The 17,435-nt window shown below is 62.4% G+C and carries 15 protein-coding genes; 14 read left to right on the top strand and 1 reads right to left on the bottom strand.

Annotation, left to right across the window (positions count from 1 at the left end; translation table 11 throughout):
* The first annotated feature begins 20 nt into the window (after positions 1-20).
* From ORS3428_RS34490 to ORS3428_RS25635, 8 genes are all read left to right on the top strand, one after another.
* A complete protein-coding gene (locus ORS3428_RS34490; RefSeq protein WP_443136880.1) occupies positions 21-1,181 on the top strand; it encodes an Eco57I restriction-modification methylase domain-containing protein in 1,161 nt (386 codons plus the stop codon).
* Positions 1,178-4,636, top strand: coding sequence for a helicase-related protein (locus tag ORS3428_RS25610; RefSeq protein WP_443136881.1), 3,459 nt, complete (start codon positions 1,178-1,180; stop codon positions 4,634-4,636). The genes ORS3428_RS34490 and ORS3428_RS25610 overlap by 4 nt, the downstream gene beginning before the upstream one ends.
* A gap of 206 nt (positions 4,637-4,842) precedes the next feature.
* Entirely contained in the window at positions 4,843-5,124 is a 282-nt protein-coding gene (locus tag ORS3428_RS34495) for a hypothetical protein (RefSeq protein ID WP_443136882.1), read from the top strand.
* 374 nt (positions 5,125-5,498) lie between these two features.
* Positions 5,499-7,193: a ParB N-terminal domain-containing protein gene (locus ORS3428_RS25615; protein ID WP_071101075.1), complete on the top strand. Its 1,695-nt coding sequence runs from the start codon at positions 5,499-5,501 to the stop codon at positions 7,191-7,193.
* Between the two features lie 87 nt (positions 7,194-7,280).
* A complete protein-coding gene (locus tag ORS3428_RS25620) occupies positions 7,281-7,754 on the top strand; it encodes a hypothetical protein (RefSeq protein WP_071101076.1) in 474 nt (157 codons plus the stop codon).
* Positions 7,751-8,641, top strand: a complete 891-nt coding sequence (locus tag ORS3428_RS25625) for a DUF7007 domain-containing protein (RefSeq protein WP_071101077.1) — start codon at positions 7,751-7,753, stop codon at positions 8,639-8,641. The genes ORS3428_RS25620 and ORS3428_RS25625 overlap by 4 nt, the downstream gene beginning before the upstream one ends.
* On the top strand, positions 8,638-8,967 hold the full coding sequence (locus ORS3428_RS25630; protein WP_338011958.1) for a hypothetical protein: 330 nt from the start codon (positions 8,638-8,640) through the stop codon (positions 8,965-8,967). The genes ORS3428_RS25625 and ORS3428_RS25630 overlap by 4 nt, the downstream gene beginning before the upstream one ends.
* A gap of 463 nt (positions 8,968-9,430) precedes the next feature.
* Complete coding sequence (locus ORS3428_RS25635; protein WP_071101078.1) at positions 9,431-10,018, top strand: hypothetical protein; 588 nt, start codon at positions 9,431-9,433, stop codon at positions 10,016-10,018.
* A gap of 6 nt (positions 10,019-10,024) precedes the next feature.
* On the opposite strand, the gene ORS3428_RS33115 is transcribed toward ORS3428_RS25635, so the two are convergent.
* Positions 10,025-10,258: a hypothetical protein gene (locus ORS3428_RS33115; RefSeq protein WP_131802949.1), complete on the bottom strand. Its 234-nt coding sequence runs from the start codon at positions 10,256-10,258 to the stop codon at positions 10,025-10,027.
* Positions 10,259-10,365: 107 nt separating this feature from the next.
* On the opposite strand from ORS3428_RS33115, the gene ORS3428_RS25640 reads away from it, so the two are divergent.
* The 6 genes from ORS3428_RS25640 to ORS3428_RS25665 all read left to right on the top strand — a co-directional run bounded on the left by ORS3428_RS25640 (position 10,366) and on the right by ORS3428_RS25665 (position 17,024).
* Complete coding sequence (locus tag ORS3428_RS25640; RefSeq protein WP_071101079.1) at positions 10,366-11,331, top strand: LysR family transcriptional regulator; 966 nt, start codon at positions 10,366-10,368, stop codon at positions 11,329-11,331.
* A gap of 187 nt (positions 11,332-11,518) precedes the next feature.
* On the top strand, positions 11,519-12,532 hold the full coding sequence (locus tag ORS3428_RS25645) for an amino acid ABC transporter substrate-binding protein (protein ID WP_071101080.1): 1,014 nt from the start codon (positions 11,519-11,521) through the stop codon (positions 12,530-12,532).
* 69 nt (positions 12,533-12,601) lie between these two features.
* The gene (locus ORS3428_RS25650) at positions 12,602-13,789 is read left to right on the top strand and encodes an amino acid ABC transporter permease (RefSeq protein ID WP_071101087.1); all 1,188 of its coding nucleotides are present in this window, start codon (positions 12,602-12,604) and stop codon (positions 13,787-13,789) included.
* 3 nt (positions 13,790-13,792) lie between these two features.
* Positions 13,793-14,932 (top strand): amino acid ABC transporter permease, encoded by a 1,140-nt coding sequence (locus ORS3428_RS25655; RefSeq protein WP_071101081.1) that lies wholly within the window; start codon positions 13,793-13,795, stop codon positions 14,930-14,932.
* Between the two features lie 13 nt (positions 14,933-14,945).
* Complete coding sequence (locus ORS3428_RS25660; protein ID WP_071101082.1) at positions 14,946-15,725, top strand: amino acid ABC transporter ATP-binding protein; 780 nt, start codon at positions 14,946-14,948, stop codon at positions 15,723-15,725.
* Positions 15,726-15,764: 39 nt separating this feature from the next.
* Positions 15,765-17,024 (top strand): MalY/PatB family protein, encoded by a 1,260-nt coding sequence (locus tag ORS3428_RS25665; protein ID WP_131802950.1) that lies wholly within the window; start codon positions 15,765-15,767, stop codon positions 17,022-17,024.
* Positions 17,025-17,435 lie beyond the last annotated feature (411 nt).

The following is a 17,435-nucleotide window of genomic DNA, read 5'->3' on the forward strand; positions in this document are numbered from 1 at the left end:
CTCACCCAAGGAGAATTCCCATGCCCAGCGACGATCCCTTCACGCTCGATCTTTTCGGCAATACTGCATTGTCGTCCGGTCTCGGCCTCGGCGTCACCGCCTTCGGCAGCAATTTCGGCGCCGACGAGCCGGAGAACGGGCAAAGCGCGGTCCTAGCAGAGACGGCTCGACCAGCGGGGCTCGGCCCGGATACCGCCGCCACCCCGCGCCCGCCCCGCGCTACAGATGGCCGCAGGGAGAACTTCATTCTCGCCGGCGACCGAGGCCTCGCCAAAGGTTGGAAGCGGAGGGCCCAGGACAACATCGACGCCATTCGCCTTGCCGCCGAGATTGAGGCCGCCAATCGGGCGGCGACGCCGGAGGATCAGGCGCGGCTCATCCGCTTCACTGGCTTCGGCGCCTCCGAGCTCGCCAATGCCGTGTTTCGGCGTGCCGGCCAAAACGACTTCCGATCCGGCTGGGATGAGATCGGCTCCCGCCTTGAAGAGACGGTGCCGCGCCACGAATACGCCTCGCTCGCCCGCTGCACGCAATATGCGCACTTCACGCCGGAGTTCATCGTAAAAGCGATGTGGTGGGGCCTGCAGCGCCTAGGCTGGCGTGGAGGCAAGGTGCTCGAACCCGGCATCGGCACCGGCCTGTTTCCGGCGCTCATGCCCGCGACCCTGCGCGCTGCGTCCCACGTCACCGGTGTCGAGCTCGATCCAGTGACGGCGCGCATCGCCCGCCTGCTGCAGCCGTGCGCGCGTATCGTCAATGGGGACTTTGTCYGCGCCGACCTCCCAGCCTCATTCGACCTCGCCATTGGCAATCCGCCCTTCTCCGATCGCACTGTGCGCTCGGACCGCATGTATCGGTCGATGGGGTTGCGCCTGCACGACTATTTCATCGCGCGCTCGATCGATCTCCTGAAGCCTGGCGGTCTCGCGGCGTTCGTGACCAGCGTGGGCACGATGGATAAGGCGGACAGCTCGGCGCGCGAGCATATCGCGAAGTCCGCCGACCTCGTCGCCGCCATCCGCCTGCCGGAGGGCAGCTTCCGGCAGGACGCCGGCACCGACGTCGTGGTCGACATTCTCYTTTCCGCAAGCGCAAGCCCGGCGAGGCCGAAGGCGATGTCAGCTGGCTCGAAATCGACGAGGTCCGCCCAGYCGATCGCGACGATAGCGCGATCCGCGTGAACCGCTGGTTCGCGAGGCACTCCGATTTCGTGCTCGGCAGCCACGCCACGACGTCCGGTCCCTTCGGCGATACTTACACCTGTTTGCCGCGCCAAGGCGTCAATCTCGAGCAAGCTCTTTCCCAAGCGTTCTCGCTTCTTCCRCAAGCGATCTATGACGGCGAGCCCGAGGTCATTGATCGCGACGCCGACGACARCATCGACGGCGTCGACAAGCTTCGTCCTGACGAGGTCGCTATCCGTGAGGGCAGCTACTTCATCGCCAAGGACAGCGCGCTGATGCAAATGGTCGACGGCGCGCCTGTGACCATCACGGTGCGCAAGGGGCGCAGCACCGATGGCGTACCGGACAAGCACGTCCGCATCATCCGCAAGCTGATTCCGATCCGCGACGCCGTGCGCGAGGTCCTCAAGGCGCAGGAGCTCGATCGGGCCTGGAAGCCGGCGCAGGTCAAGCTGCGCATCGCCTGGTCGAACTTCGTGCGCGCCTTTGGTCCGATCAACACCACGGTGGTGTCGACCAGTGAGGACCCGGAGACCGGTGAGATGCGCGAGACGCATCGCCGGCCGAACCTGCAGCCCTTCCTCGACGATCCCGATTGCTGGCTGGTCGCCTCGATCGAGGACTACGATCTCGAGACCCATACGGCGCGGCCCGGGCCGATCTTCACCGAACGCGTGATTGCCCCACCCTCGGCGCCGATCATCACTTGCGCCGCCGATGCATTGGCCGTGGTGCTCAACGAGCGCGGCCACGTCGACATCGATCACATCGCCGAGCTGCTTCATGACGATGTCGATTCTGTCATCACCGAACTCGGCGACGCCATCTTCCGCGATCCCGAGAGCGGCGGATGGCAGACGGCCGACGCCTATCTTTCCGGCCAGGTCCGCGACAAGCTCAAGGTGGCGCAAGCCGCCGCCGCTCTCGGTCCTCTCTTCGAGCGCAATGTCCGGGCGCTTGTCGCCGTCCAGCCGGCCGACCTCGGCCCCGCTGACATCACCGCCCGTCTCGGCGCGCCGTGGATTCCGGCTGCCGACGTCGTCGCCTTCGTGAAAGAAACGATGGGGGCCGAGATCCGCATCCATCATATGCCCGAGCTCGCCTCATGGACGGTCGAGGCGCGGCAGCTCTGCTATATAGCGGCTGGCACGTCGGAATGGGGCATTGGGCGCCGTCATGCCGGCGAGCTGATCGCGGATGCCTTGAATAGCCGCGTGCCGCAGATCTTCGACACCATCAAAGAGGGGGACAGCGAACGGCGGGTGCTCAACGTCGTCGACACGGAGGCAGCCAAGGAGAAGCTCGCCAAGATCAAGACGGCGTTCCAGACCTGGATCTGGTCCGATCCCGATCGGACCGACCGGCTTGCGCGGGTCTATAATGACCGCTTCAACAATATCGCGCCGCGAAAATTCAACGGGGACCACCTGCAGCTCCCAGGCGCCTCTGGCGCCTTTTCTCTTTACCGGCACCAGAAGCGCGGCATTTGGCGCATCGTCTCGGCGGGCTCGACCTACCTCGCCCATGCGGTCGGTGCCGGCAAGACGATGACGATGGCCGCCGCTGTCATGGAGCAGAAGCGCCTCGGCCTGATCGCCAAGGCCATGATGGTCGTGCCCGGGCATTGCCTGGCGCAGGCGGCGCGCGAATTCCTGGCGCTCTACCCGACGGCGCGCATCCTGGTCGCCGACGAGACGAACTTCACCAAAGACAAGCGGCACCGCTTCCTGGCGCGTGCCGCGACCGCCACTTGGGACGCCATCATCATCACTCACTCGGCCTTCCGCTTCATCGGCGTGCCGTCTGCCTTCGAGCAGCAGATGATTCACGACGAACTGGAGCTCTATGAATCGCTGCTCACCAGGGTCGAGAGCGGTGACCGCGTATCGCGCAAGCGCCTCGAGCGGCTGAAGGAAGGCCTCCAGGAACGGCTGGAGTCGTTGGCGACCCGCAAGGATGACCTGCTGACGATCTCGGGGATCGGCGTCGATCAGATCATCGTCGACGAGGCGCAGGAGTTCCGCAAGCTCTCCTTCGCCACGAACATGTCGACGCTCAAGGGCATCGATCCGAACGGCTCGCAGCGCGCCTGGGACCTCTATGTAAAATCGCGTTTCACCGAGACCAAGAACCCGGGCCGTTCGCTCGTACTCGCTTCCGGCACCCCGATCACAAACACGCTCGGCGAAATGTTCTCTGTGCAGCGATATCTCGGCTATGCCGCGCCCGCCGACCGGGGCCTGCACGAGTTCGACGCCTGGGCCTCGACCTTCGGCGATGTCACCACCGAGCTCGAGCTGCAGCCCAACGGCAAGTACAAGCCGGTCACGCGCTTCGCGACCTTCGTCAACGTCCCCGAGCTCATCGCCATGTTCCGCTCCTTCGCGGACGTGGTTATGCCCGAGGATTTGCGCGACTACGCCAGGGTGCCGGCGCTATCGACCGGCGCGCGGCAGATCAGGACCTCGAAGCCTTCCGCTGCCTTCAAGCGCTACCAGGTCCTGCTCGATGCCCGGATCAAGGCGATCGAGCAACGCGATCGGCCGCCCGAACCCGGCGACGACATCCTGCTCTCTGTCATCACCGACGGCCGCCACGCGGCGATCGACCTGCGCCTCGTTGATCTCGACAGTGACAACGAGCCGGACAACAAGCTCAACGAGCTCATCGGCAACGCCTTCCGCATCTGGCAGGAGACTGCCGGCAACGCCTATGTCCGTCCTGATGGCAAGCGCTTCGAGCTGACGGGTGCTGCCCAAATGATCTTCTCCGATCTCGGCACGACCAGCGTCGAGAAGACGCGCGGCTTCTCCGCCTATCGCTGGATACGCGACGAGCTGGTGCGTCTCGGCGTGCCGGCGTCGGAAATCGCCTTCATGCAGGATTTCAAGAAGTCGGAGGCCAAGCAGCGCCTGTTCGGCGACGTTCGTGCGGGAAAAGTCCGTTTCCTGATCGGCTCGTCCGACACGATGGGCACCGGCGTCAACGCGCAGCTCCGCCTAAAGGCCTTGCACCATCTCGACGTGCCCTGGCTCCCGTCGCAGATCGAGCAGCGCGAGGGCCGCATCCTGCGCCAGGGCAACCAGCACGATGTGGTCGACATCTTCGCCTATGCCACAGAAGGCTCGATGGACGCGCAGATGTGGCAGAACAATGAGCGCAAGGCCCGCTTCATCGCCGCAGCACTTTCCGGCGACACCTCCATCCGCCGGCTCGAKGACCTCGGCGAGGGGCAGGCCAATCAGTTCGCCATGGCCAAGGCCATTGCCTCAGGCGATCCGCGCCTGATGCAGAAGGCCGGCCTCGAGGCGACATCGCCARGCTCGAACGCCTGCGCGCCGCGCACCAGGACGATCAGTTCRCCATCCGCCGTCAGATCCGTGATGYCGAAYGCGACATCGAGCACTCGATCCGCCGCATCGGAGAGATCGGAAAGGACCTCGACCGCCTGATGCCGACAGCGGGCGAGGCGTTCGGCATGACCGTGGGAGACGAGACTTTCACCGAGCGCAAGCTCGCCGGGCGCGCGCTCATGAAGGAGATCCTTACCCTCGTTCAGCTCTAGCATGCCGRCAATATTGTCATCGCGACGATCGGGGGCTTCGAGCTGGAATACTCCGGCGAACGCTTTGGCCAGGACGGTTATCGCTATTCCACTATGCTCGTGCGCACCGGCGCCGGGACGGAAATCGAGCTACCGGTCACCACCACGCCGCTCGGTGCCATCGCCCGGCTGGAGCACGTTCTCGCCGCCTTCGAGGATGAACAGCAACGCTACCGGGCTCGCCTCTCCGACGCGGAGCAGYGCCTGGCGTCCTATCGTGCGCGCGAGGGTGGCACGTTCCCCTTTTCGGGTGAGCTCGCCGACAAGCGCCGGCAGCTTACCGAAATCGAGCACATGCTGCTCCAGCATCGCCAGAACGGTTTTCCTCATTGCTAAGCGATAGCAGATTTCTCGCGCTTTTTGTAGCGACGGTGCCTTCCCGGCTTTGGAGCAACCGCACCACCACCGGTCAGGGTTACATCATCGCTACCTTGTCTTAGCCGGTTTGGGGGAGGGAAAGTAGGATGAAGAGGAGGTGAGCCCGCTCGCAGATCGGGCGGACCGCTGACGCTGCCGCTCAATCGCTCCCGTCGCGATCCCGGCCCGTCATCCTGCGCAGGGCTGGAAGCCCCGCTTGGCTAGCCAGGCAGGGATGCTCGTTCGCAATTGCACCAGGCCCGCCCGCTCTGCGGGCCGGGGGATGTCTTCGGGAAGAAGACGGAAAGGGACCGGCGATGGGCCGTGTCCGCAATCCCCAAAGGAGCATCTCCATGGAACTGAAATTTGTCGATCCACGCTCGCTCAAGGACAATCCCGACAAGGCGCGCCGTTCCAAGTCCAGCCCGCAGGCCGACGCCCTGCTGCTGGCGACGATCAAGGCTGTCGGCATCGTGCAGCCGCCTGTCGTCGCCGCCGAGACCGATGGCGGCAATGGCTTCGTCATCGACGAGGGCCATCGTCGCGTCAAGCAGGCGATCGCCGCCGGTCTCGACGAGATCGCCGTTCTGGTCGTTCCCCGCGCCGAGGATGGTGGCGCCATGCGCTCGCTCGTCACGACGATCGCGCATGAGCAGCTCAATCCGGTCGACCAGTGGCGCGCTATAGAGCGCCTCGTCGCGCTCGGCTGGACCGAGGAGGCTATTGGCATCGCGCTCGCCCAGTCGGTTCGCCAGATCAAGAAGCTGAGGCTGCTCGCCAATGTGCTGCCGGCGATGCTGGATCATATGGCCAAAGGCGACATGCCCGATGAGCGCCAGCTCCGCACGATCGCGGCCGCCTCCCTGGAGGAGCAAAAGGAAGTCTGGAAGGCACACAAGCCCAGCAAGGGTGACCCGCAGGTCTCATGGTGGGCCGTGGCCAATGGGCTTGCCAAGACCCGCATGTACGCGCGCGACGCCAGCTTCGGCGACGACCTGCGAGAGGCCTATGGCATTGCCTGGGTCGAAGACCTGTTCGCGCCGGCCGACCAGGACAGCCGCTACACCACTGACGTCGACGCCTTCCTCGGCGCCCAGCAGGAGTGGATGACGCAGAACCTCCCGAAGAAGGGCATCATTACGGAAACCAATACCTGGGGCGAGGTCAAGCTGCCGCCCAAGGCGGAACGTGTTTACGGCACGCCGAAGAAGTCGGACCACACCGCGATGTATCTCGATCGCGAGGGCAAGGTGAAGACGGWCCAGTTCCGCATGCCTGAAGCAAAGAAGGCGAACGGAAAGAACGCGGATGACGCCGGTGGCGACGACGAGGCGATCGTCGTCTCCAAGCCGCGTCCCGACGTGACGCGCAAAGGCATCGAGATGATCGGCGATCTCCGGACCGATGCCTTGCATGAAGCGCTGTCGCGCGCCCCCATCGAGGACGACACGCTGTTCGCGCTGCTCGTTCTTGCCTTCGCCGGCCAGAACGTGCGCGTCGATTCCGGGGCCGGCGGGGATTTCCGCTTCGGCGGACGCCTCGGCCGCCACGCCGCAAGCCTGTTCGATRCCAAAGGCCAGTTCGCCTTCGATATGGACGCGCTGCGCGTCGCTGCCCGCGGCGTGCTGATCGATGTGCTCTCGTGCCGGGAGAACATCAGCAAGTCGGGCATCCTGGCGATCGTCGCCGGCTCTGCGATAAGTGCCGACGGCTTCCTCGCAAATATGGGCACAGAGGACTTCCTCTCCTGCCTGTCGCGTCCCGCGCTCGAGGCCTCGTGCGCCGACACGCCAGTGCTGCCGCGGGCGCGGGTCAAAGACACCCGAGCCGCTCTCGTCGATCACTTCAAGGAGGGCCACTTCGTGCATTCTTCGGCCCTGTTCGCGCCAGACGCCGTTGTTCTCTCCGAGTGGCTGGCCAAGAGCGCCGTCACCGAGGTCGAGGATGACGATGCCTCTGACGCCGGGAGTGTCGTCGGTGAGGACCAAGTGGCCGAGGGCGACGCGACGGACGAGTTCGACGAGGGCTACCGCGAGGCTGCCGAGTAGAGCGTCGCCTGCCCCTTTTTCGCAGGCGAAACCGCCGCCGGTCATCCCGGCGGCGGTTTCGTTTCAGCTTCAGCCAAGGAGGACACTATGTCAGTGCACACCATCCTCGAACATGCTCCCATCGGCGCCATCGTCGCCTGGTCTGACGGCACGCCGCGTCCGCCGGAGCGGCATTCCAAAAAGCTCGCCGACTGGAAGAACAATAACAGCCAGGGTCGCCTGATCCGCAAGCACGGCGGACGCGACGCCAGCATGCTGGGCCGCGGAAGTTTCACCCTGCATGAGACCGATTTCGGCGCCGGCGGCGTGATCGCCATCCGCGTCCACCGGACCTTCTCGCTGTGGTCAAGCCTGCGCTTCGCAATAATCGAGCGCCCGCCGGTCGGCGCCGTGCGCGTCTTCGACCGACCCGGCGACCATGCCGAGCTCGTCCATCTGGCGACGCACCGCGCTGCCGCCGGACAATGGCTCTCCGAGCATGGCTATCCCAACGCGGTGCGCGAAGAGGTCACGGCCGACGAGACCGCGGCCGATGCCGTCGAGGGGAGAGCCGTGGCATGAGCCAGATCCTGCCTTCCTCGCTTCCGTCACCTACGACCCCGGATCCGTTCGGGGTTTGTTTCGGGCGCAGCGCCGACGGCATGCCGGCCGCACTTGTCGGCGACCATGCCTATGCCATGGCGCCTGCCCGCGACGGCCGGCACTATCTCGTCAGCGGCTGGCGCATCGCCCGGCCGATGGCCGAATGGACGCGGGCGGACTTCTACGGTCATGCGGGCGACCTCGCCGACGAGAACGCTTTCCGCACGAAAGTCCTCGAGCAGGCGCAGCATCAGGGCGAGAAGCGACGCCTTGGCCGCCGCGAGATCGGCGGCGGCGCAAATACGCCCTGGGGCGTGTCGCAGGGTGGAACCCTCTATGCCGAGGGCGTGACCGCCTACTCGACCGCTGGCCATGGCGGTTTCAGGCTCTCGGCCGAGCGGAACCGCAAGGTGCATACGATGCTGCGTTCGGCAGGCGGATGGTACGAGGAGGACGCCGAGTGGGCGATCGTCGCCATGACCTTCCCACACCTGTTCACGGCATTCGAGCGGCGCTGYGCCGAGAGGACGATCAAGGACTCTTGGCCCGACGCATGGGAAGCGATCTTCGGCACCGTTCTCGGTCCCGGCGAATCCCGCGAGAAGGACCGCCGCGCCTTCGAGGATAAACATGCAGGCGACTGGGTCGTGGTTTCGGCGATCACGTCGGAGCAGGAGAAGGGTTTCGTCGAGTGCATCGCCACACCCGGCGGTAGGCGTGGCGCCGACACCGAGGAACGCCGCTTCCTCATTCCGGCCCACGAGTACGAAATCGGCCAGTTCGGTTTCGTCATCGACCCCGACCGTCATGCCGTCTATGCCGGGCCATCCAGTTTCGCCGGCTGGCAGGGGACGCGCTCGACATGAACTTCCCGCGCCGCCAGCTCTTCCGCATGGAAGAGGCGTCGCCGGCAAACGCAGCGTCCGTTGGATATGATCGACCGGCAGATCAAACGGCGCATGATGGCGCCGACCCCACTCTTCTCACACGCCGGACGCATTATCGCCAGCGCAAGGCGCCCGACCAAGGCGCGTTCCTCGAGCGGGATCGCTCTCAGCTAGACGCCCTGACCGCGGAACACCAGCCGGAGGTCGACGCGTTGTCGCGGAAGCCGGCGCGGCAGGATCAGACGATCRCCAAATCGCTCGATCGGCACGGCGGCGAAACGGCTCACATGAGCGAGCAAGTCTAGCGGTGCCGCTATTCGGTGGGACGCCGGGTACGCTCGATTTGGTCAGCGGTGGCGATCATTGGAGGCGACCATTGCGGCAATTGTGGTTCTGGTGATGACACGCCAGCATTCGATCGTTGAATTGGCAGGTGGTCATGACCGCCTGTCCTTCCGTTCCCATGTCGAAATCGAGCCCGTGCCGGCCCTCCCTCGGTCTTGCTGCGGTCCTGAACCGGCGGCCGTTCGCTTCAAGGCCGCGTTCCGCGCCGCGGGGCGGCCGGATCGATCCGGGCTCGGCACGGCAGGTCCGCGTCCCGCGCGAGGGCTTAAAGAAAGCCCTGCTTGGCCGCAAACCTGCCATGCTCGCCTCGGTTCGCCCGGACCCTGAAGCGCCCGTCATTCCGCCGGTTCTTTTGGTCCGCGCCCGAGGGAGGGCCGGCACGGAGCCGGTCTGAGCTTCGGGAACCTGAAGAAAGGACATGCCATGACCAAGAAAGCCGCCAATTCCCGCGCAACCGTCCGCGTCGTCCCACTTCGCAAGGGCACTACCCTCCAAATGGTCCGGCTCGCCTGTCCCGATGCCGCACAATGCTCGCTCATCTCCGAGAGTTTTGGCCTCCCGATGCTCGACAGCGACGGCATCCGCGACCTGCACGAAAAGCTCATCGTCGATACCGCCGCCGCGCTCGATGAAGGGCTTGGTGAACGCGCCATGCAGATCCACCTGCAGCGCGTCGTCGGAGCCTTCGTCGGCTCCGCCTACGGCGCTGGCCAGTTCTACAGCCGGGCGGTAACCGAGGCGCGCGACGCCACGGCCAAATCCGCCTGCGACGACCGGGACGAAGATGTCGATGGACCCGTCGGCTTCGACAGCGCCGCCCAGCGCAAGCGAGAGTTCGCTGCGGACATGGCGCTCCAGTCCCACGCCCTGCGCATGGCCGCCGAGGGTGCCGTCAGCGCCTACGAGCGGGTCGTCGGCGAGGCCTGGAAGCCCTTCGAGCGCGCGACCGAGAATCCAGGCAAGACGGTCGATCGCAAGGCGGCCGAGCTGCAGATGGCGGCTCTCGGATGAGCCGCTTCAGGCGGGGCTCCGGCCCCGCTCCTTATTGGGCGTATGCGACAGCGGGATCGATTTCAAACGGCTGGTTTGCGCCTGATATCTGTCGTTCAAACCCGCTTGTGCAACACCTGAAAGCAGACCTATTTTCAGATCGCTGCTTGCCCGGCGGTGCTCTTTGCTCAACAGCCGCCTGAACAATCCCCTGGTGTGATGATTGCTTGCGATCAGTGCTGGTCCAGTGACGTCGATCATCGCCGGGGCGGAGCTATCTTCACTGTCGAGACGGCATCTGTCAGCGTTAATACCCACTTGGTGGACGCGTGGTGCAGAGCCGCGGTCTCCACGGACGAGGTGCCGCTATGAACTTTGTCGACATGGACCTCAACTTGTTGCGCGTTTTCGACGTGATGATGCGTGAAAGAAGCGTCACGCGCGCGGCTACCGAACTGGGCAGAACACAGTCAGCTGTGAGCCACTCCTTGGCGAAACTTCGGTTTCTATTGCGGGATGAACTGTTCACCAGAGATGGGGGCGAGATGCGGCCGACGCCTCGGGCAGTGGAGCTGCTGTCCGACATTTCTGCGGCGCTGGCAACGATTCGGGCCTCAATCGACAGGCATCAGGTGTTCAATCCGGCAACGACTCGACGCAACTTTCGCGTCGGACTTACCGACTATCATGCCATGATATTTATTCCGGGGCTCATTCGAGAGTTTTCGAGGCAAGCCCCTAACGCGACGCTGAACGTGATTCCCGCAAACGGACCCGACATCGGCTCATCCGTTTATTTGAGACAAGTTGACTGTGCGCTGACGGGAGCGGCAATTCGCGACGATCCGAATCTCTTGAAAGTGGAGCTCGGGCAAGATCGGCTATTTTGCGCGGTGTGGAGCGGAAGCAAGATCGCCAGGGACGGTATGACGCTRGAAGCTTATTTGGCCAGCTCCCACCTGCAGATTTCCGCGGATGGTCAATCAGAAGGACTGGCGGATGCCGCCCTGAAGCAGCACGGTCTACGGCGCAACGTTGTTGCTACCATATCGAACTATCTGGTGCTTCCCTGGGCGCTGCGCGGCACCGAACTGATCACCCATTGTGGGGACGCCATTCTGCAGATGCTGGATGAGAGAAGCGAGGTGAGCTTGAGAGCGCCACCGCTTCCTATTTCGGATGTCAGTGCGTGGCTCATCGTCCACCGTCAGATGGCGAACGACCCTGGGACCAAGTGGCTCCGGGAGGTGATTGTGGGCATCTACAAGGAGTCCCAGGCCAGGCGCCAAAGTTCAATCGTCGACATCGGAGCTGCGGAGCCGCCGAGGCAATAGCGCCTCGGCCGACCCGTCGCCTCCCACCAAGCCCTTCGCCCTCAACTCAACTTAAAAACATCGTTAGAGGAGCGTCCTTTGCGCGCCAGTTATGAAAGTGGCTCATTTCCAGAATGAGGACAATCAATTTGACGAATAGTTGGCCTTACGTGCAGATTGAGCCCAACAAAAACAGGGGAACACCGAAATGAGATCGACGCTTAAGGGTTTGATTGCCGTAGCCATGGCGTGCACCGCGTCGTCGGCGTGGTCCGCAACCCTCGACAACGTCAAGAAGAATGGAGTGCTCACCTGCGGCACAAACTCAGCAACCGCGGGCTTCAGCCTTCCGGACAATGAAGGCAAGTGRACTGKATTCGTCGTCGACTACTGTCGTGCTGTGGCTGYCGCCGTGCTCGGCGATGCGCAAAAGGTGAAGTTTATTCCATTGACGCCAAAAGATCGCTTCACCGCCTTGCAGTCGGGAGAGATCGACATTCTCGCGCACAACGCAACCTGGACATCCTCTCGTGATATGTCGCTCGGCATTCTCTTCGCTGGCACGTATTTCTATGACGGCCAGGGATTCATGGTGCGCAAGGCGGACAACATCACTTMAGCCAAGGGGCTGGATGGCGCATCGATTTGCGTAACACAAGGCACCACAACCGAATTGAACCTTGCCGACTACTTCCGTTCGCAATCGATCAAGTACACGACCGTCGGTTTTGCCGACGAGGAAGCTGTCGTGAAGGCTTACGAGGAGGGGCGTTGCGATGTCTTGTCCGCAGACACCTCGACCTTGAACGCGTCGCGGCTTCGGATGGCCAAGCCGGACGACAGCATCGTGCTTCCCGAGTTGATCTCCAAGGAGCCGCTTGGYCCGGCTGTGCGGCAAGGTGACGACCAGTGGTTCAACGTGGCGAAGTGGACGCTCTATGTCATGGTGGCAGCAGAAGAATTTGGGGTTACCTCGAAAAACGTTGATGCAATGAAATCGTCGGACAATCCCAACATCCGCCGTCTGCTTGGCGTGGAGGGCAGCATCGGCAAGGATATCGGGCTCGGCGACAATTGGCCGGTCGAGGTGATCAAACAGGTCGGCAACTATGGTGAAGTCTTCGACCGCAATGTCGGCAAGGACTCACCTCTGAAAATGGAACGCGGCCTCAACGCGCTCTGGAACAAGGGCGGCATTCAGTACGCTCCGCCGATCCGCTAGCATGACATCATTGCCGGGCGCTGGCGCATGGTCGCCAGCGCCGTTGTGCTCAGCCCCACAGGACCGGCCATGTCCGATTTTTCGCTTTCCGTGCAGCCGCGCAGAAGCCTCTCTTTGCACAGTACGAAAGTGCGAGGCATCTTCTACCAAGTCTTGCTCGCCGGCAGTCTCTCGGCCTTGGCACTCGGTATCGGCATTCAGACCGTATCGAATATGCKGGCACGGGGGATCCCGCTGTCATTCGGCTTTTGGAATGAGTCTGCCGGCTTCGATATCAACCAGACCCTGATAMCCTACGACACGCTTTCTACTTACRGCCAGGCGTTCTGGGTGGGCGTGGTCAACACGCTCTTCGTCAGCTTGCTCGCAATCCTCTTGGCAACGTTGCTCGGCTTCGTGGTTGGAATTGCCCGCCTGTCGCAGAACTGGATCGTTGCGAAGGTCGCGACTTCCTATGTTGAGATCATACGCAACATCCCGTTACTGCTGCAGTTGCTTTTCTGGTACAACGCCGTCCTCAAACCGCTCCCCGCGCCGAAGTCGTCGATCGAAATTCCCGGCGGCATCTACCTCAACAATCGCGGCCTTATATTTCCAGAGGTCCAGCTGCATCCGGGAGCGGGGCTGGTGGCTCTGTCGTCCGCGGCGGCCGTTATCTGCTGTATCGCCTTCTGGTTCTACGCCAGGCGTGTCCAGAGACGAACCGGCAGACAGCTGCCGGTGCTTTCGGTCAGCCTGGCGGCATTGATAGGCTTTCCGCTGCTCATGTTCCTGGCGGCCAGCGAACCGGTATCGTTCATAAGGCCGCAACTGCACGGGTTCAATTTTCAAGGCGGGCACCAGCTCTATCCGGAGTTCGCCGCTCTCCTGATCGGTCTGTCGGTCTACACCGGATCCTACATCGCCGAGATCGTCCGAGGCGGAATCCAGGCGGTGCCGAAGGGCCAGACCGAGGCTGCCTGCGCGCTCGGGCTGTCACCGGGCAAGACACTTCGCCTGGTCGTTGTTCCACAGGCGCTGCGCATCATCATACCGCCTCTGACAAGTCAGTACCTCAACCTGACCAAGAACTCATCGCTCGCCGTCTTCATCGGCTACCCCGATCTCGTTCAGATCTTTGCGGGGACGGTGCTCAACCARACGGGAGCGGCCGTCCAGGTGATGGCGATCACCCTGGCGGTCTATCTCGCCATCTCCATCGTCACCTCGTTAGCCATGAACACCTTCAACCGGCATTTTGCGATCGTCGAGAGGTGACGCATGACCGACCAATCCTTGCATCCTCCGATCGTCAACGTAGCGCTGATGCCGGCGATGGCGCCGCCTGCAGATGTCCGGCCGGGTCCGGTGACCTGGGTCAAAAGGAACCTGTTCTCAACGCCCTTCTCGGCCGCGCTGACGATATGTTTTGTGCTCCTGGCGCTGTGGCTGCTGCATCAGTTCCTGAGCTTCGCCGTCATCAAAGCGGTCTGGAGCGGCGGCCGAGACGCTTGYCGTGCGAATCCCGAAGGAGCCTGCTGGCCCTTCATCGCGGAGAAATTCGATTATCTGCGATACGGCGCGTACCCCGTTTCCGAGCGGTGGCGCGTGGATCTCACGCAGACGATCGGAGCCATCCTGATCGCTTGGCTCCTGTGGGCGAAGGCTCCGCGGCGCAAGTTGGCGRCAATGCTGTTCTTCGTTCTCTACCCCGTTGCCGCATTCGTTCTCTTGCGTGGCGTCGCTCTGCTCCATTTGCCCGTGATTGATACCACGCTCTGGGGCGGTCTCTTGATCACGCTGCTCATGTCGATCGTGGGCATCGTTTTCTCGCTTCCGCTCGGGGTCATTCTGGCGCTCGGACGCAGGTCGGACCTTCCGATGGTCAAGGCGGTTTGCGTCACGTTCATCGAGGTCGTTCGGGGAGTCCCGTTTATCACGGTGTTGTTCATGGCGAATTTCATGATGCCGCTTTTCGTGCCGGACTACCTTACGCCGGATCGTCTCCTGCGCCCCCTCATCGCCATAGCCTTGTTCTCCTCCGCCTATATGGCTGAAGTTGTGCGGGCCGGCCTTCAGGCGATCCCGAAAGGCCAATACGAAGCGGCGAAGGCGCTCGGCATCAGCTACTTCGACATGATGCGCTTGATAGTGCTGCCGCAGGCGTTGACGATCGTCATCCCGAGCATCGTCTCCACATTCATCGGCCTGTTCAAAGACACCACGCTGGTAGCCATCGTCGGCATCGCAGACTTCCTGAAGGCCATCGAAACGGCGCGGATCGATCCGAGTTGGGCAGGCCCTACGATCTCCTCAACCGGGTACCTTTTTGCGGGGCTTGTCTATTGGGGCTTCTGCTTCGGCATGTCCCGCTACTCGCAATCGATGGAGCGCCAGCTGGTGCGCGGCCACAAATCCTAAGGAAGCGACGACGATGCCTCAAGCAGTGTGCACTCCGAGAAGGGAAGCGCCCGGCGAGTCCGCCGTCGCCGTCGATCTGCGCGACGTCAACAAATGGTTCGGCTCCTTTCATGCGCTCAAGAACATCAACCTCTCGGTGCCTCGCGGTCAGCGTGTCGTGATCTGTGGGCCGTCCGGGTCGGGCAAATCGACGATGATCCGATGCATCAACCATCTCGAAGAGCATCAATCAGGCGAGATCATCGTCAACGGCAAGCCGGTGGCGCAGGATCTCCGCAAGATCGACGAAGTCCGCAGCAACGTGGGTATGGTGTTCCAGCACTTCAATCTGTTTCCCCATCTGACGGTGCTCGAGAATTGCATGCTCGCCCCGGTGTGGGTGAGAAAGATGCCGCGGATGGCGGCAGAAGAATTGGCGCGCCATTATCTCGATCGCGTCAGGATCGCGGAGAAGGCAACCAGCTATCCGGGACAGTTGTCGGGTGGCCAGCAGCAACGCGCTGCCATTGCCCGAGCTCTCTGCATGAACCCAAAAATCATGCTCTTCGACGAGCCGACCTCCGCCCTCGATCCGGAGATGGTGAAGGAGGTCCTCGATACGATGGTGTCGCTCGCCGGCGAGGGCATGACGATGCTGTGCGTCACGCACGAGATGGGTTTCGCGCGCGAGGTGGCCGATCGAGTGGTGTTCATGGACCGCGGGGAGATCGTAGAGGCAAACACACCTCACGAATTCTTCACCAATTCCCGATCGGAGYGAGCACGCCAGTTCCTGGCGCAGATACTCAAATAGCGACGCCACAGGCAAGGCGGCAAAAGCGGCAACGGATTTTTGTGGGCATTAAAAATGACATGTGCGGACACGTCTAATCCGTCGATCGCGGCTGCAAGCCTTGCGGGAGTAGATTTCGACCACATCCACGACCGCCAGCAGTTCGGATCGGTCAAGTGGGCCAATCAATGGGATGAGTTCTCCCCGCGGGTCGAGGGCGAAGGCCTGCTCTCGCTTTGGACGGCGGATATGGATTTCCGTGCTCCGGAAACTGTCGTCACGCGGCTGCGCGAAGCGGCAGACCATGGCATTTACGGGTACACCCGCCGCGATCCGCGCCACTACGAAATCGTGCAATCGTGGTTCGCACGACRCCACAACTGGTCGCCGGACCTGGAATCGCTGCTTCCCGCGCCGGCGATTATGCCGTCGGTGGCGACGGTGTTGCGAACCTTCACGAAGCCGGGCGACGGCGTCATCGTGCAGGCGCCTGTGTATTCGCCCTATTTCGAAGTGGTTCAGGGAAACCGACGGCTTCTGCTTACGAACCGGCTGAAGCTGAAGGACAATAAATACGAACTCGATCTCGACCATTTCGAGACACTGGCGGCAAGCGGCGCCAAGGTGTTCCTGCTTTGCAATCCCCACAATCCTGCGGGAAAGGCCTGGCGGCTCGATGAACTGACGGCGCTGAACGCAATTTGCGAGCGCTATGGGGTTTTGGTCATTTCCGACGACATCCACTGCGACATAAGATTGTCCGATCGGCCTCACATCGTCTTCTCCTCCATCTCGGAGGATGCGGCGGAGAAGTCGTTCATCTGCACGGCGCCGACGAAAACCTTCAACCTAGCCGGCATTCCCTCGGCGACCATTTCGGTGGCGAACAAGAAGCGCCGCGACAAGCTTCTTGCCGCGATGCAGGCCTCATTCATGGTGAACGCGAACTTTTTCGGTCGCCTCGCCTTGGAGGTAGCTTACAGTACCGGTGCGCCATGGCTCGACCAACTGACGCGCTACATTGGCGGCAACATCGATCTGGTCTGCGAATTCGCCCGCGAACATCTTCCAGGGATAACGCCGATGAGGCCCGACGCATCGTTTCTAGTTTGGTTGGATGCGCGCGCGCTCGATGGCCGGGTGGAAGGAGTTCAGAAGTTTTTTGTCAATCGCGCCGGGGTCAATCTATACGATGGCCGCGTATACGGGCCCGGCGGCGAAGGGTTCATCCGCCTCAATGTCGGCTGTCCGCGTCCTCTATTGCGGCGAGCGCTGGAGCGCATGGCAAACGCGCTGCACTCGCCATGGCAAGAGGCTTAACCCGGAGTCGGCCATAGCTCACGTGCTGTTGGAAGTCCTGGGCTGCTCCCCTTCAGATCATGTCGAGTTATTGTCATTTGGCGATGTCGCCCCGCCAAAAGCGGACAATCTGGAAACGTGCCCAAACGAGAAGCTGACTTTCCCAATGTCGAGCGTCAATGCTTGCCGGTTGCAGTWAACTGTTCACGCCATCGCGACCGCCGGGGGAGGCCATCTTGCCCGATGGTATGGCGGACCAATCGCATCCGTATCAGTTTGTTACACAGATCAAGGATGTTTCTGCTTTGAGGCAGCTGTCAATTTACGCTAAGTAATTTAAAACATTATATTATTAGAAGAGTTTCTGGCGGAGAGAGCGTCTTTCGATTTGACCGCTATCGCGTTGAAAACGTTGATCTTTTTACGTTGCGT

It is taken from the genome of Mesorhizobium sp. ORS 3428 (assembly GCF_001854785.1).
Classification (GTDB): domain Bacteria; phylum Pseudomonadota; class Alphaproteobacteria; order Rhizobiales; family Rhizobiaceae; genus Mesorhizobium.

Bases quoted from the DNA above. Each gene is read 5' to 3' on its own strand.
- ORS3428_RS25635 (WP_071101078.1), top strand. From the start codon at position 9,431: ATGACCAAGAAAGCCGCCAATTCCCGCGCAACCGTCCGCGTCGTCCCA.
- ORS3428_RS33115 (WP_131802949.1), bottom strand. From the start codon at position 10,258: ATGATCGACGTCACTGGACCAGCACTGATCGCAAGCAATCATCACACC.
- ORS3428_RS25620 (WP_071101076.1), top strand. From the start codon at position 7,281: ATGTCAGTGCACACCATCCTCGAACATGCTCCCATCGGCGCCATCGTC.